Origin of the sequence: Kitasatospora sp. NPDC007106 (genome assembly GCF_040634455.1) — a bacterium.
GTDB lineage: Bacteria > Actinomycetota > Actinomycetes > Streptomycetales > Streptomycetaceae > Kitasatospora > Kitasatospora arboriphila.
This window is the reverse complement of record NZ_JBEYFP010000096.1, coordinates 1-15,283: the sequence shown is the minus strand read 5'-3', so window position 1 is coordinate 15,283 and position 15,283 is coordinate 1. Positions and strand designations below refer to the sequence as shown.

At 73.7% G+C, this 15,283-nt stretch carries 11 protein-coding genes; 2 read left to right on the top strand and 9 right to left on the bottom strand.

Translation table 11 applies throughout. From position 1 onward, the window contains the following. Positions 1-229: 229 nt before the first annotated feature. The 4 genes from ABZ641_RS12050 to ABZ641_RS12035 all read right to left on the bottom strand — a co-directional run bounded on the left by ABZ641_RS12050 (position 230) and on the right by ABZ641_RS12035 (position 5,317). On the bottom strand, positions 230-1,507 hold the full coding sequence (locus ABZ641_RS12050) for an acyltransferase (protein ID WP_359981119.1): 1,278 nt from the start codon (positions 1,505-1,507) through the stop codon (positions 230-232). Positions 1,508-1,786: 279 nt separating this feature from the next. After that, positions 1,787-2,911, bottom strand: a complete 1,125-nt coding sequence (locus tag ABZ641_RS12045; RefSeq protein ID WP_359981116.1) for a glycosyltransferase family 87 protein — start codon at positions 2,909-2,911, stop codon at positions 1,787-1,789. A 344-nt stretch (positions 2,912-3,255) separates the two neighbouring features. Next, positions 3,256-3,942, bottom strand: a complete 687-nt coding sequence (locus ABZ641_RS12040) for a response regulator transcription factor (RefSeq protein ID WP_030263323.1) — start codon at positions 3,940-3,942, stop codon at positions 3,256-3,258. Further along, complete coding sequence (locus ABZ641_RS12035; RefSeq protein WP_359981121.1) at positions 3,935-5,317, bottom strand: PspC domain-containing protein; 1,383 nt, start codon at positions 5,315-5,317, stop codon at positions 3,935-3,937. Before ABZ641_RS12035 ends, ABZ641_RS12040 begins: the two co-directional genes overlap by 8 nt. A gap of 198 nt (positions 5,318-5,515) precedes the next feature. Here ABZ641_RS12035 and ABZ641_RS12030 point away from each other — a divergent pair, with 198 nt between their 5' ends. Together ABZ641_RS12030 and ABZ641_RS12025 are read left to right on the top strand one after the other, a co-directional pair. After that, positions 5,516-7,042, top strand: coding sequence for a PspC domain-containing protein (locus ABZ641_RS12030; protein WP_344626891.1), 1,527 nt, complete (start codon positions 5,516-5,518; stop codon positions 7,040-7,042). Then, on the top strand, positions 7,039-7,266 hold the full coding sequence (locus ABZ641_RS12025) for a hypothetical protein (RefSeq protein ID WP_344626892.1): 228 nt from the start codon (positions 7,039-7,041) through the stop codon (positions 7,264-7,266). Before ABZ641_RS12030 ends, ABZ641_RS12025 begins: the two co-directional genes overlap by 4 nt. A gap of 30 nt (positions 7,267-7,296) precedes the next feature. Here the strand turns inward: ABZ641_RS12025 and ABZ641_RS12020 are convergent, their stop codons facing one another. The 5 genes from ABZ641_RS12020 to ABZ641_RS12000 all read right to left on the bottom strand — a co-directional run. Beyond that, the gene (locus ABZ641_RS12020; RefSeq protein ID WP_359981111.1) at positions 7,297-8,331 is read right to left on the bottom strand and encodes a Rieske 2Fe-2S domain-containing protein; all 1,035 of its coding nucleotides are present in this window, start codon (positions 8,329-8,331) and stop codon (positions 7,297-7,299) included. 171 nt (positions 8,332-8,502) lie between these two features. Beyond that, entirely contained in the window at positions 8,503-10,098 is a 1,596-nt protein-coding gene (guaA, locus tag ABZ641_RS12015; protein WP_344626894.1) for a glutamine-hydrolyzing GMP synthase, read from the bottom strand. Between the two features lie 979 nt (positions 10,099-11,077). Then, positions 11,078-12,862 carry a GMC family oxidoreductase gene (locus ABZ641_RS12010; RefSeq protein ID WP_344626895.1) on the bottom strand — a complete coding sequence of 595 codons (1,785 nt, stop codon included), beginning with the start codon at positions 12,860-12,862 and terminating at the stop codon, positions 11,078-11,080. Positions 12,863-12,917: 55 nt separating this feature from the next. Next, positions 12,918-14,552, bottom strand: a complete 1,635-nt coding sequence (locus tag ABZ641_RS12005; RefSeq protein ID WP_344626896.1) for a succinic semialdehyde dehydrogenase — start codon at positions 14,550-14,552, stop codon at positions 12,918-12,920. 87 nt (positions 14,553-14,639) lie between these two features. Beyond that, a partial coding sequence (locus ABZ641_RS12000; protein ID WP_359981108.1) for a hypothetical protein occupies positions 14,640-15,283 on the bottom strand: 644 nt, incomplete at its 5' end.

Genomic DNA, 15,283 nt, shown 5'->3' with positions numbered 1-15,283 from the left:
CGAGACTGGGTGCACCTGCACGGCTCCGCGGGACGTCCCCCGGCCGCGCGGTCCGCTCTCCCGACGGAACCGTGGCACCGCGTCGATCGTCACGCGGTGCCCGACCGCTCCGGGGCCGGACCGGCCGCGGAGCCCGAGCCATGCTACCCAGACCCGGGGATCCGACGGTGCGTCGGGGATCGGTGCGGCCGCGGCCGGCGTTCCGGAGGAGGGTCGGCCCGGACCGCCGTCAGCGGCGGTCGGCCGTCCGCGGGTCGGGGAGCCGGTCGCGGCTGATGCCGTCCGGCGTCGGCCCGAGCAGCAGCTCCGGGGCCACGGGCCGGTGGTCGGCCTCGGCAGCGGCCCGCGGCACCACCGGCGGGTCCGTCCTGGGCAGCAGGCGGGGCCGCCCGTCGAAGAGGCGCTGCAGGCGGGCCGAGAGCGGGCGCTCCGCGAACCGGTGGACGCTCCACGACAGCAGCAGCAGGACGGCCAGGCAGATCAGGAGCAGCGGCTCGGGTCGGACGTGCAGGTCGCGGCCGTAGCGGATGAGGGCCCAGCCGATCTCCTGGTGGAGCAGGTAGAGCGGGTAGGTGAGCGCGCCCGCCACCGTCAGCCACTTCCAGCGGACCCACCCGAACTTCCCGGTGGCGACGGCCAGCATGGTGAGGAACGCCACACCGGAGATGACCGCCATGACCGGCCACGACAGGGGGTGGCCGACCTCCCACTCGTAGCCGCCCACGGTGATGTGGAGCCGGTTCTGCGCGAGCAGCCAGGAGAACCCGACCACGCCGAGCAGCAGGGGGCTCACCCCGAAGCGGTAGATCAGGTACATCGCGACACCGGCGACGAAGTACGGCGCGTCCTGCGGCATGAACACCACGTCCATGAGCTTGCTGCCGGTGGACGGTGTGATGACGGCGAGGATCGTCCAGATGCCACAGAAGGCGAGGACCCTGCGGTAGGTGAGCCCGAGGACGGCGACCACGGCGAAGAGCAGGTAGAAGCGGAGCTCGATCCAGAGCGTCCAGTAGACGCCGTCGACCTCGGTGACGCCCAGCGGGCGCTCCAGCATCGTGAGATTGGTGAGGATCTCGCTGATGCTCAGCGGGTGCCGGTCGGAGCGGACGGTGGAGGCGTGGTTCACCACCAGCGCGGTGAGCAGGATGCCGACCCAGTAGGCCGGGTAGAGGCGCACCACCCGCGAGACGAAGTACTGCCGCGGCGTCTTGCCCCAGCAGGACATGCAGATGACGAATCCGCTGATCAGGAAGAAGAGCTGGACGCCCATCCAGCCGTAGGCACCGAAGCGGTGCAGACCGGGCATCAGGTGCCGCGGGGTGCTGCCCCACACCTCGGGGTGGCGGTCCACGCCCGTCCAGTGGAAGAGCACCACGCCGAGCGCGGCTATCAGCCGCAGCGCGTCGATGACGTAGAGCCGCTGCCGGCGCACGGGGCCCGGCGCGGCGGGGACGGGGGTCACGGCAGGACGGCGCAGCCGGACGGGAAGGGTGACGAACGGCATGACGGAGCTCTCATGTCGTGGATCAGCACGCCGCGGGGGCCGGCGCGCCGCAATTCCTGCTGGGGACATGGCAGAAATCGGTGCGACTATACATAAGTCCCTTAATCGGACATAGCACGCCAGGTGAGAGCGGGGTGACCCCGTGATGAGAGCCGGGTGAGAAGTCGGCCGCGGCCGAGCAGACCCCGCGGTCCACGGCGGGACCCCCGCCGGTCACCGGCGCACGGCACGCCGGCGGTGGTTCGGTCACAAAGCTCCCGGGAGCTTCCGCACCGCGGCCTACAGGGTCACGGACGGGACCCTGCCGGCCGTGGCCCTCCACAACCGGGCGCAGGACAGGAGGGCGGCGACCAGCAGCACCAGGTTGCGGGCCACCAGGACGGCCGTGATCAGCGCGTCGCCGCGCACCGCCTCCTCGAAGAAGAGCGGGAACTCCACGGTGGTCAGGGCGGTGGCGAGCACCACGAGGTACACGACGGGCTTCTGCGTGGTGGCCCGCCGGGTCAGGCAGACGGCTCCGACGGCCAGCAGCCAGACGAAGTACTGAGGGCTGATCACCCTGCTGGTCACGGTGAACACGAGAACCGCGGCGAGGGCGGCGTCGGCGGGGGTCGAGACGGTGAAGACCCTGGCCCTGAGCCGCCACACCAGGAGCCAGCAGAAGCCCAGCACGCTGAGGAGCACGAGCACCGCGGCGATCGTGTCGACGTGCGGGCCGACGAACTCCATCGATCCGTAGCGGTACTCGATGTGGCCCGGGTAGCCGAAGAACCGCCAGACCAGCAGGACCGTGCCGCCCAACGACTCGAACTCCACGCCGCGACCGCCCTGGGCGTCGAGGAAGGCGAAGGCGCCGTCGAACAGGAAGCACATCACACCGGTCAACGCGACGGCCGAGGCGACGAAGCCCGTCACCGCGGGGCCGAGGCTCCGGCCGCGGGGGGCACCGAAGACGGCGAAGGCCGGCCAGACCTTGACCAGTGCTCCGACGGCCGCCAGACCCCCGCCCAGCCACGGCATCCGTCGAAGGGCCAGCAGCGCCGCCACGGCGAACGCGGCGACGACGACGTCGTACCTCGCGTAGGGGACGAACGTCAGCAGCGGCAGACCCATGATCCACAGCCACGGGCCGGCCGTGCTGCGGTCCTCGCCGTCGGAGGCCCGCAGCAGTGCGGCCGTGACGGCGAGATCGGCCGCCAGGACCACCACGACGAAGGCCGGAACGTAGGCCAGCCCCGGCACGAGTTCGGGTGCGAGGACCACTGCGGCCGCACCGGGCGGGTACTGCCAGGTGACGTCCCCGACCGGGAAGGAGCCGTTCAGCAGCCCTTCGGCCCATTTCTGGAAGTACTGGTGGACCTCGCCGGTGACGTTCTCGCGCCGCGAGAACACCGTCGTGATCATGATCATGCGCGTGCAGGCCCAGTACCCGAGGGCGGCGCCCGTCCGCGGCGACCACCACCGCCGGAATAAGCCGGCCTGCTGCGCCCGTGTCTCCGTCCGCCGGTCGGGAGCGTCGATGAAGGTGTCGGACATCACGCTCCGTGGACGGATCGCAGTGCGGCACTCGGAATCCGTCCGAGCAGCTCCTGAGCCGCCCCATTATGGCCTGTTGCCACCCTCCCCCCGGCCCACCGGCCGGCGGACGGCGTGGCTCCGGCGGACGGCCACGGGCCGCAGGACCGACAGGGGGGTGACCCGGTGCGACCGCCCGCCGGAACGACCGGGCGGACGCACCTGCATCCGCCTCAGACCAGCCGGCGGGCCGTCGCCCAGCGGGTCAGCTCGTGCCGGTTGCTGAGCTGGAGCTTGCGCAGCACCGCGGAGACGTGGCTCTCCACCGTCTTCACCGAGATGAACAGCTGCTTGGCGATCTCCTTGTAGGCGTAGCCGCGGGCGATCAGCCGCAGCACCTCCCGCTCGCGCTGGGTGAGCCGGTCGAGGTCCTCGTCGACCGGCGGGGTGTCGGTGGCCGCGAAGGCGTCCAGCACGAAGCCGGCGAGCCGCGGGGAGAACACCGCGTCGCCGTCGGCGATCCGGAAGATCGCGTTGACCAGGTCGGTGCCGGTGATCGTCTTGGTGACGTAGCCGCGGGCGCCGCCACGGATGACGCCGATGACGTCCTCGGCCGCGTCCGAGACGGAGAGCGCGAGGAAGCGCACCCCGCCCTGCTCGCCCATCAGCGGCGCCGAGCGGCGCAGCACCTCGACCCCGCCGCCGCCGGGCAGGTGGACGTCGAGCAGCACGACGTCCGGCCGGGTCTCGGCGACCACCCGCACCGCCGACTCGACATCGTCGGCCTCGCCGACCACGTCGATCCCGGTCGTCTCGGTGCGGCCGATCTCGGCACGCACCCCGGTGCGGAACATCCGGTGGTCGTCCACCAGGACGACCCGCGCGACGCGCTCCGGCGCGCTTCCCCCTGCGTCAGTCATCTGCCCTCTCCATCTCCAGCTCGACCTCCGTGCCGCCGCCGGCCGCCGGCCGCACCCGTGCGGTGCCGCCGTTGCGCCGCATCCGGCCGACGATCGACTCCCGCACGCCCATCCGGTCCTCGGGCACCGCCTCGGGGTCGAAGCCGGGGCCGTGGTCGCGCACGAACACCGACACCGTCCTCCCCTCCACCTCGGCGTACACCTGGACCGGTCCCCCGCCACCGTACTTGGCCGCGTTGACCATCGCCTCCCTCGCGGCCTGCATCTGCGCCGCGATCCGCTCGTCCATCGGGCAGTCGCCGACGCAGACCAGCTCGACCGGGACGCCGTGCCGGTCCTCGACCTCGGCGACGACGGCCCGGACGTGCTCGGCGAGGGTGTCCGGCGCGGCCTCCGCGACGGCCTCCGGGCGGTAGAGCCACAGCCGCAGCTCGCGCTCCTGGGCGCGGGCCAGGCGCAGCACCTCCTTCGGGTCCTCGGCGCGGCGCTGGATCAGGGTGAGGGTGTGCAGCACGGAGTCGTGCACGTGGGCGGCGATCTCGGCGCGCTCCTGGGCGCGGATGCGGGCGGTGCGCTCGGCGCCGAGGTCCTGCCACATCCGCAGCGCGTACGGGCCGACCAGCACCAGCATGCCGGCGAGCACCGCGAGCGAGGCCTCGACGATCGAGGCCAGGGTCGAGCCGCTGCCCTGCAGCACCAGGAAGCCGACGATGCCGGCGACCACCAGCAGCACGCCGGCGGCGACCCGGACGAACGCGCTGCGCCGCTTCGACCCCTCCTCCAGGCCGAACCAGCGCTGCCAGCGGGAGTCGTCGGCCTGCCGCCAGACCAGGGCGACGCCGACGCCGATGGTGAGCAGCGGCCAGACGTACGGCTTGGCGGTCTGGATGTGCAGTGCGTTGAGCAGGGCGATGACGCCGACGACCAGCATCAGCAGGGCGATCAGCTGGCCGAGGCCGCCACCGGTGCGGCCGGCCGTGCCGGGGGCCGCCGTGCCCGGGGCGCCGGCGGCGGGGGCGTCGGCGGGCAGGCCGTGGAAGGTGCGCTGGAGCAGGTCGCGCAGCCGGCCGAGGCCGCGCCGTCCGCCCTTGACCGGTCCGCCGGAGGGGCGGGTGCCGGCGCCGACGCGGACGAAGGCGCCGTCCACGTAGGCCCACTGCGTGGGTGCGCCGGGGGCGGGTTCGCCGATGCCGATCGGCACCACGAACCAGAAGGCCGCGTACAGCAGCGCGCCGATGCCCTGGGCGAAGAAGAGGAGCACGAAGGCGCCGCGGACCCAGCTGACGGGAAGCCCGAGGTGGACGGCCAGGCCGTGCGCGACGCCGCCGAGCATCCGTCCGTGCGGGCTGCGGTAGAGCCTGCGGTACGGCTCCACCGGGCCGCCGGGGGCGGTCGGTGCCTCGGGTTCGGGCTGTTGGGTCTCGCTGCCGGGTGCTGCCACGCCACAGACGGTCTCATGTCAAGCGGTACTGGTGCATCAGGGTCGGCCCCGGAAGTCACTCAGGGACAGATCAGGGTCCGTCCGGGGCCGCAGGCGGTTGGGCGGGGGCCCGGCAGCCACCAGGATGGTGCCATGACCGACGAGCAGAGCACGGCCGGGAGGGCCGGCGGCAGCGCCGAAGCCGCGCCCGAGGACGTCCCGCAGGCGGCCCAGCGCCCGCCGCTGGCCCGCAGCGGGCAGCACCGGGTGGTGGCCGGCGTGTGCGGCGGGCTCGGCCGCCACCTGGACATCGACCCGGTGGTGTTCCGGGTGGTGGTCGCGGTGCTGTGCCTGTCGGGCGGCCTCGGCCTGTTCCTGTACGGGCTGGCGTGGCTGATCGTGCCGCGCGAGCCGGTCGACGGCCGGCCGGGCCGCACCGAACTGCAGCGGGTGCTGACCGGCCGGGTGGACGGGCAGTCCATCGGTGCGGTGCTGCTGACGGTGATCGGCACGGGGGTCTTCTTCTCGTCCATGGGTGACGGGGGTCAGCTCTTCCCGTTGCTGCTGCTCGGCGGCCTGGTGTTCCTGGCGGTCCGCTACGACCCGGAGCGCCGCCGCCGGGCGCACGGCAAGGCGGCGCCGGCCGGGCCGGACGGCCCCTACGACCGGCTGGAGGAGCCGGTCGAGCAGCTGGACTGGAAGACCTGGCAGCACCGGGTCCACCAGGACTTCCGCACGGAGTGGCGGGCTCGCAAGGCGGAGATGCACGAGCGGCTGCGGGCCGCCCGCGAGGAGTCCGCGGCGCAGCACGCCGCGGACCGCGCGGCGGGCCGGGTGCCGCAGGACACGCCGCCGCCCGGGCCGAGCGGCTACCTGTGGGACCCGCGGCACCCGGAGCGCAATCCGTACGGCTCGCACACCCCGCCGGGGGTGCCGGCGCAGGCGTGGTGGAAGCGGACGGACCTGCCGGAGGGCGATCCGCTGCGCAAGTCGGGGCCGTCGGCGTCCCCGGCGGGCGCCGACGCGCCGGTGCCGCCGGCGGTGCCGCGGCCGACCGGGGTGGTCCGGCACGGCGGCTCGGGTCTCGGCGGGGTCGGGGTGCTGCTGGCGCTCGGCGCGGGGGCGCTGGCCTGGTGGCTGACCGACCGACAGGGGCAGCCGGTGCACATCGCGACGGTGCTGGCGGCGGCGCTGCTGGCGATCGGCCTGGTGATGCTGGTCGGCGCCCGGTACGGGCGGGCCCGCGGGCTGGCCGTACCGGCGCTGCTGCTGACGCTGGTGCTGGCCGCGGCGGGCGGGTCGAACGCGGCGCTGCACGCCGGGGTGGGCGACCGCCTGTGGGCGCCGGCGACGGCGGCGGGCCTGCAGGAGCACTACGACCTGGGGGCGGGCGACGCGACCCTGGACCTGACCGGGCTGGACCCGGCGGGCGCCGCCCTGACGAGTTCGGTGCGGCTCGGCGCGGGTGACCTGAAGGTGCTGCTGCCGAAGGACGTGGACGTCGAGCTGACCGTGCACAACCTGGCCGGCGACATCCGGCTGCCGAACGGGGAGCACCTCTCCGGCACCAACAACAATCACACGTACACGCTGCACCCGCCGGCCGGAACGGTCTCGCGCGGGTCGCTCGACCTCACGCTGACGGTCGGGCTCGGAGACATCAAGGTGGTCCAGTCATGAGGAAGCACCGGCTCGACCCGTTCTCGCTGATCTCGGGGGTGCTGTTCACCGTGGTCGCCGCGGTGTACCTGGTGGCCTCGCTGAACGACCGCACGGTCAACGGACGGATCGTCATCCCCCTGACCCTGATCGGCCTGGGGACGGCGGGGCTGGCCGGGGCGGTGGCCGCGGTCGCCCGCCGCGGGCGGGGCGGCGAGCTGCCGCAGCCGCCCGAGGAGCGCTGACGGCGCTCCCCGGGCCCCGGCGGCCGGCCCTCAGCTCTGCCGGCCGCCGAGCTCCAGATCGCCGCCGTTCCTGGTGACGGTGTACTTCGGCAGCGGCTTGGTGGCCGGACCGTTGACCACCGCGCCGGTCTTCGCGTCGAAGCGGGAGCCGTGGCAGGGGCAGTACATCTTCCCGTCGCGTGGTGCGTCGACGGTGCAGCCGGAGTGGGTGCAGATCGCGGAGAAGCCGCAGTACTGGCCGGCGGAGGGCTGCACGATGTAGATCGCGTCGCCGGTGGCCGGGTCCTTGACCTGGGCCGAGCCGCCGACCGGGACGCTGGCGGCGGCCACGGTGACCTTGTCGCCGGTCGCGGGCGCGGGGTTGGTGGACCCGGGGGCCGGGTCGCCCTGGGTGCCCGCCGCGCCGGAGGCGGCCGGGGTGGCGACGGTCTTGCGGTCGCGGCCGAAGGTGGCGGTGAGCGAGCCGGAGAGCAGCCCGGCGCCGCCGAGGGCGACCGCGGCGATCCCTCCGTCGAGCAGGGACCGCCGGCGGACGGCGCCCTCGGACAGGCCGCGCAGCCGGTCGCGTTCGGCGCGGCGGGCGAGGTAGCCGTCGATCGAGAGGTAGGGGGTGCCCGCCAGCACCAGCGGCGTCCAGGCCATCAGGTAGGCGAGGTCGTTGCCGAGGTAGTACGGCGAGACGTTCCAGCTGACGGTGAGGAAGAGGGTCAGGTTGATCGCGGCGCCGCCGGCCGCGGCGAGCCGGCCCCAGAGCCCGAAGAGCGTGCCGAGGCCGACGGCGAGCTCGCCGAAGGCGATCAGCAGGGCGAAGAAGGTCGGCGCGTGCAGCGCCGGTCCGAGGGCCCAGCCGATCGGGCTGCCGTCCTTGGCGGCCTGGGTCTGCGAGACGAAGGAGGCGGCGTCCCCGGCCCCGGCCAGGTAGTGGGAGTCGGAGAGCTTGTCGAAGGCCGCGTAGACGAAGGTGACGCCGAGGAAGAGCCGCAGCGGCAGGGTCGCGTACTGGGTGGCGGTGCGCTTCCACGCCTCGCGCCGGGAGGGGGTGTGTCCGTCGTGCGCCCCGGTCATGCCGTCGCCCTTCCCTCACGGCCTGTCAACTGCTGACAGGTCCGGTCCGATTCTGCCCGTTGCTGTGCGTGTTCTGTTGCAGGTCCGGCAGCGCACACGGCCGCGCCGCCACTTCCTGGTACGGAAGCGGCGGCGCGGTTGTTCAATCGGCCGTGCGATCGGCCGGCGGGATCACTCCCACTCGATGGTGCCCGGCGGCTTGCTGGTGACGTCCAGCACCACGCGGTTCACGTCGCGGACCTCGTTGGTGATCCGGGTGGAGATCTTCGCCAGCACGTCGTAGGGCAGGCGCGACCAGTCGGCCGTCATGGCGTCCTCGGAGGAGACCGGACGCAGCACGATCGGGTGGCCGTAGGTGCGGCCGTCGCCCTGGACGCCGACCGAGCGGACGTCGGCCAGCAGCACCACCGGGCACTGCCAGATCTGGTTGTCCAGGCCGGCCGCGGTGAGCTCCTCGCGGGCGATGGCGTCGGCCTCGCGGAGCAGGTCCAGGCGCTCCTCGGTGACCTCGCCGACGATCCGGATGCCGAGGCCCGGGCCGGGGAAGGGCTGGCGCTGGACGATCTCCTCGGGCAGGCCGAGCTCCTGGCCGACCATCCGGACCTCGTCCTTGAACAGCTTGCGCAGCGGCTCCACCAGCTGGAACTGGAGGTCCTCCGGCAGGCCGCCGACGTTGTGGTGCGACTTGATGTTGGCGGTGCCGGTGCCGCCGCCGGACTCCACCACGTCCGGGTACAGGGTGCCCTGGACGAGGAACTCCACCGACTCGCCGTGCTCGCCGGCCTCGGCGACGATCTCCGCCTGCGCCTGCTCGAAGACCCGGATGAACTCCCGGCCGATGATCTTGCGCTTCTGCTCCGGGTCGCTGACGCCGGCCAGCGCGGTCAGGAAGCGCTCCTTGGCGTCGACGACCTTCAGCTGGACGCCGGTGGCGGCCACGAAGTCCTTCTCGACCTGCTCGGTCTCGCCCTTGCGCATCAGGCCGTGGTCGACGTAGACGCAGGTCAGCCGGTCGCCGATGGCCTTGTTGACCAGGGCGGCGGCGACCGCGGAGTCCACGCCGCCGGACAGGCCGCAGATGGCGCGCTTGTCGCCGACCTGCTCGCGGATCAGCGCGACCTGCTCGTCGACCACGTTGTGGGTCGTCCAGGTCGGCGCGATGCCGGCGCCGCGGTAGAGGAAGTGCTCCAGGATCTGCTGGCCGTGGTCGGAGTGCAGCACCTCGGGGTGGTACTGGACGCCGTACAGCTTGAGGTCGTCGTTCTCGAAGGCGGCGACCGGGACCACGTCGGTGGAGGCGGTCACGGTGAAGCCCTCGGGCGCGGCGGAGCAGGCGTCGCCGTGCGACATCCACACCGAGTGCTGCGCCGGGACGCCCTCGAACAGGGTCGAGCCGCTGCGGCTGACGGTCAGCGGGGTGCGGCCGTACTCGCGGGCGCCGGTGTTGTCGACGGTGCCGCCGAGCGTGATCGCCATCAGCTGGAAGCCGTAGCACATGCCGAAGACCGGCACGCCGGCCTCGAAGAGCGCCCGGTCGAGCCGGGGCGCGCCCTCCTCGTAGACCGACGACGGCCCGCCGGAGAGGATGATCGCCTTCGGGTTCTTGGCGAGCATCTCGGCGACCGGCATGGTGCTCGGCACGATCTCGCTGTAGACCCGGGCCTCACGCACCCGACGGGCGATGAGCTGGGCGTACTGGGCACCGAAGTCGACGACCAGGACGGTGTCGTTCTCGGTTGCGGACTGGTCCGGGGAAGCAGAGGACACGGACGGCCTTCCGGCGGGTGTGGGGAGGGTCTGCACCCGAGTCTACCGGGGCGGGTCGAACGCTCGGACCGCCCGGCCGTCCCGGGGCGGGCGCGGGCGGCCTGCGGACCGTTCACCCGCTTGCCGGGCCTCCGGGCCGTGACCGCCGGCGGCGGCGGATCGTTGCACCGCTTGACCGCGGCGACCGCGCCGGGCCCACCAGGTCCGGGCGGTCACGACGGTCGGCAGGACCACGCGTGGATCCGAATCCGGTCCACCCCCGCGCGTGGCGGGCGGACGCCCGCCGTGGGACCGCGCGGGGGTGCGGCGACCGGGCAGCAGGGGACAGCGACCCCGGCCGCGACCGGACGGACCGTAGGGGCGGGGAGGCCGGCGCCGGCCTCCCCGCCCCCCGGCCGTACCGCACACCCGGGCACCGCGCCCACGGGCCCGTTCCACTCCTCGGCCGCCCCCGTCCCACCCTTCGGCCGCCCCGCGCACTCCCCCGTGCGCCCCTGCTTGCAACTACTACGCTGAGTAGTCGACACCGGCGGCCGTGCCCCCGGCCGACCGGAGCCGCACCGTCCCCGCAGAGCCGTGAACGGAGGGATCACCACCGGGAAACGGACTGTGCCGAACTGCGCCGAATCGGTTGCACAGGACGGCTTCCGTCCATCACGATGCTGGTTGTGGGGGTTGGCCGACCGCCCCGTGGGGGCGGCGCGGACCGGCGGCGCGGAGCGTCCGCGGGCCGGTGGCGACAACGGTTATCACCTCACGCTCCGTGAGGGCCGACCCGGCCCGTGCACGCGACGGGGCCCGGACACCCACGGGCGACCCGCCGCCCCGAACCATTCCGAACGACGGCGCACTTCCCCCGGTGCCGTCACCCCAGCACCCGGCGCTGCCCTGACGCCGCGTGCTGAACGACAAAGGGCCCCGTTCCCCCGCGGGGCCCTTTGCCCTGTCCGCCGCCGGCACGCACCCGCCGTCGGCGGGCTCAGTCCTGCGGCTCGCGGGCGGGCACCACCGGCACGGGCAGCAGCGGCAGCCGCAGGGCGCCGAAGGCCCCGGCGGGCACCGTCGGCTGCTTCGGCTCGACCGCGGCGATCCGCCGGTAGCCCTCGCCCTGCGCGGGCCGCGGGTCCGCCTCGCCCTTGTTCGGCCACAGCGACATCGCCCGCTCGGCCTGCGCGGTGATCGTCAGCGACGGGTTGACGCCCAGGTTGGCGGAGACGGCGGCGCCGTCCACCACGTGGATGCCCGGGTGCCCGTACAGCCGGTGGTAGGGGTCGATGACGCCGTGCTCGGCGTCCTCGCCGATCGGGCAGCCGCCGAGGAAGTGCGCCGTCATCGGCATCCGCATCAGCTCGCCCACGTTGGTGCCGGCGAAGCCGTTGATCTCGTCGGCGAGGATCCGCGCGGCCTCCTCGCCCTCGGGGATGTGCTCCGGGTTGGGCGCGCCGTGGCCCTGCTGCGCGGTGAGCAGGCCCCGGCCGATCCCCTTCGGCTTGCGGAAGGTGGTCAGCGAGTTGTCCAGCGACTGCATGACCAGGCCGATGATCGTCCGCTCCGACCAGCGGTACTTGGAGACGTTCCGGGCCGACAGCACCGGGTGGCGCACCGTGGTGGCCAGGTACGAGAGCAGGTTGGAGCGGCGGTGCGGGAACTGCAGGATGGTCATCAGGCCCATCGCGTTCGAGCCCTTGCCGTACCGGACCGGCTCGATGTGGGTGTTGTCGTTCGGGTGGATCGAGGACGTGATCGCCACGCCGCGGCTGAAGTCCGCCCGGGGCGCACCGGTCTTGCGCCGGTAGCGGCGGTTGTCGGTGAGCGCGCCGACCAGCGACTCCGAGTTGGTGCGGGTGAGGAAGCCCAGCTTGGCGGAGATCCTCGGCAGGGCGCCCTCGTCGCGCATGGTGTGCAGCAGCGTCTGGGTGCCGTAGGTGCCGGCCGCGACGACCACCTGGCGGGCCCTCAGCACCGTGCGCGGGCCCTTGCGGCGCCGGTCGGTGGGCACCGTGGTGACGGCGTAGCCGCCGTCCGCCTCCTCGGCGAGGCCGACCACGGTGGTCAGCGGCCGCACCTCGGCCCCGGCCTGCTCGGCCAGGTAGAGGTAGTTCTCGATGAGCATGTTCTTGGCGCCGTGCCGGCAGCCGGTCATGCACTCGCCGCACTCGGTGCAGGCGCGGCGGGCCGGGCCCGCGCCGCCGAAGTACGGGTCGGGGACCTCGCTGCCGGGCGCGCCCTTCGCCGTGCCGTCGGCGTCCTTGCCGTCGCCGAAGAACACGCCGACCGGGGCCAGGTGGAAGGTGTCGCCGACGCCCATCCGCTCGGCGGTGGCCTTCAGGTGGGTGTCGGCGGCGGTCACCGTCGGGTTGAGCCGCACGCCGAGCATCCGCTGCGCCTGGTCGTAGTACGGGGCGAGCTCCTCCTGCCAGTCGGTGATGCCGCCCCACTGGCGGTCCTCGAAGAAGGCCTTCGGCGGCACGTACAGGGTGTTGGCGTAGTTGAGCGAGCCGCCGCCGACGCCCGCGCCGGCCAGCACCAGCACGTTGCTCAGCAGGTGGATGCGCTGGATGCCGTACAGGCCGAGGGCGGGCGCCCACAGGTAGTTGCGCAGGTCCCAGGAGTTCTTCGGCAGGCTGTCGGCCGACCAGCGGCGGCCGGCCTCCAGGACGGCGACCCGGTAGCCCTTCTCGGTGAGGCGCAGGGCGGAGACCGAGCCGCCGAAGCCCGAGCCGATCACCACCACGTCGTAATCGAATCCGCCGTTGTCCGCCATGGTGCCGCTGCTCCTTCGGGGGTGGGGGTGGCCGCGGGGGCGACCGGGTGCGGGCCTACCGGAAGCCGAGGGCCTTCATCGCCCGGAGTCCGGTGGTCAGCAGCGCCGCGAAGCGCTCGTCGTCCAGCCCGTGCGAGGGGCCGATCGGCAGCAGCCGCTGGGTGGCGACGGTCTGCGCCTCGGTGAAGCGCAGGATGCCCTCGGCGCCGTGCCGCCGGCCCAGGCCGGAGTCGCCCATGCCGCCCATCGGGGAGGCGACGGAGCCGTAGGCGGCGGCGTACGCCTCGTTGACGTTGACGGTGCCGGTGTGCAGCCGGGCGGCGACTGCGCGGCCGCGCCGGGAGTCCTTCGTCCACACGCTGGAGTTCAGGCCGTAGGGGGTCGAGTTGGCGATCTCGACGGCCTCGTCCTCGCTGTCGAAGCGGTAGACGGAGACGACCGGGCCGAAGGTCTCCTCGGTGCAGACCGCCATACCGGGGGTGACGCCGTCGAGGACGGTGGGCTCGTAGAACAGCGGGCCGAGGTCGGGGCGGGGGCGGCCGCCGGCCAGCACGGTGGCGCCGGCCTTGACGGCCTCGTCGACGTGCCGGGTGACGGTCTCCAGCTGCCGGTCGGAGACCAGCGAGCCCATGTCAGCGCCGTAGGCGAGGCCGCCGCCGAGGCGCAGCGCCTTCGTCCGGGCGGTGAAGCGGGCGAGGAACTCGTCGGCGACCGAGCGGTGCACCAGCAGCCGCTCGATGGAGATGCACAACTGGCCGGCCGAGGAGAAGCAGGCCCGCACGGCGCCCTCGGCGGCCCGGTCGAGGTCGGCGTCGGCGAGGACGAGCAGGGCGTTCTTGCCGCCGAGTTCGAGGGAGGCGCCGACCAGCCGGCCGGCGGCCTGCTGGGCGACCTGCCGTCCGGTGCGGGTGGAGCCGGTGAAGGAGACGTAGTCGGCGTGCTCGACCACGGCCGGGCCGACCACCGGGCCGTCGCCGACCACGATCTGCCAGACGTCGGCGGGCAGACCGGCCTCGACGAGCAGCTCGCGGGCCCACAGCGCGGTGAGCGCGGTCTGCGTGTCCGGCTTGTTGACCACGGCGTTGCCGGCCGCGAAGGCGGGCAGCGCGTCGCTGACGGACAGCTCCAGCGGGTAGTTCCACGGCGAGATCTGGCCGATCACGCCCTTGGGGCGGCGGCCCTCCAGGGTGTGGGTGAGCACCGGCAGGGCGCCGCCGCGGCGGCGGTCGCGCAGGTAGGAGGCGGCCTTGCGGCCGTAGTGCCGGGCGGCGGAGGCGGCGGCCAGCACCTCCTCGAAGGCGTGCAGGCGGGTCTTGCCGGTCTCGGCCTGGATCAGGTCGAGCACCTCGTCCTGCCGGGCCAGCAGCAGGTCGTGGAAGCGCAGCAGCACGGCGGCGCGGCGGCGGACGGGCAGCGCGGCCCAGGCCTGCTGGGCGCGGCGGGCCCGGCGGTAGGCCTCCTCGACGTCGGCCGGGGTGGACTGCGGCAGGCTCGCCAGCGGCTCGCCGGTGAGCGGGGCCGCGGTGACCACCAGCTCGGCGCCCTCGCCTGCGGTGATGCCGCGGGCGAGCCGTTCGACCAGGGCGGGCGTGACGGCCGAGGCGACCGTGCGGGCGCCGCCCGGGGCCGCGGGGTTGCGTCCGGCCTCGTCGGCGGCCGGGGCCTGTGCGTCTGCCGTGGTGTCCGTCATGCAGCGCAGCCTAGGCGTTCGCGGCCCGGATGTGTACCCGCCGGTAACACCCAATTCCCGTGACCGGGCGGACGCGCCCGGTGACGGTCAGCCCTCCACGGAGAAGTTGTTCAGCACGACGGTGAAGCGGCGCAGCGCGTCCTGCCAGTCCTTCTCGGGGGAGGCCACCAGCACGTCGTAGGAGGTGCCGTCCTCGGTGCGGAACTCCACCTCCTTGAGGTGGCGCCGGCCGGTGCCGTCCAGCGACTGGTAGCTGAACTCCCAGACCGCCGCCTCCTGCCCGTTCACCTTGATCCCGGTGAGGCTCTCCCGGCGGTAGGCCGGACGGTTCTTGGTGATGCTCTCCTCCATCTGCTCGAAGTGCTGGAGCGGAGTGAGCGGCTGACCGACCGTCACGGCGAACTGCAGGTAGTGCACCTTGTTGTCGGGGCTGTAGTAGATCTCGTTGTTGTCGGTGGTGCGCACCCACGCCTTGCCGCCGGCGGCGGCCGGCATCGGGAAGCGGAAGCCGGCCGGGTCCTGCTTCCAGCTGTAGCCGCTGGGCGCGGGGCCGGGGGTGTCGGACGGGCGGGTGGTCGGCACGGTGATCGGCGCCGTGCCGCTGGCGACGGGGTCGGGCTCCTCGCCGCCCCCGGGGTCGGAGTGCGTCTGCAGCACGTACGCGGTGACGGCCGCGGCGGCCAGCAGCAGGGCCAGGCCGGCCAGCAGCAGCGGGCGCAGCCGGCGCGGGC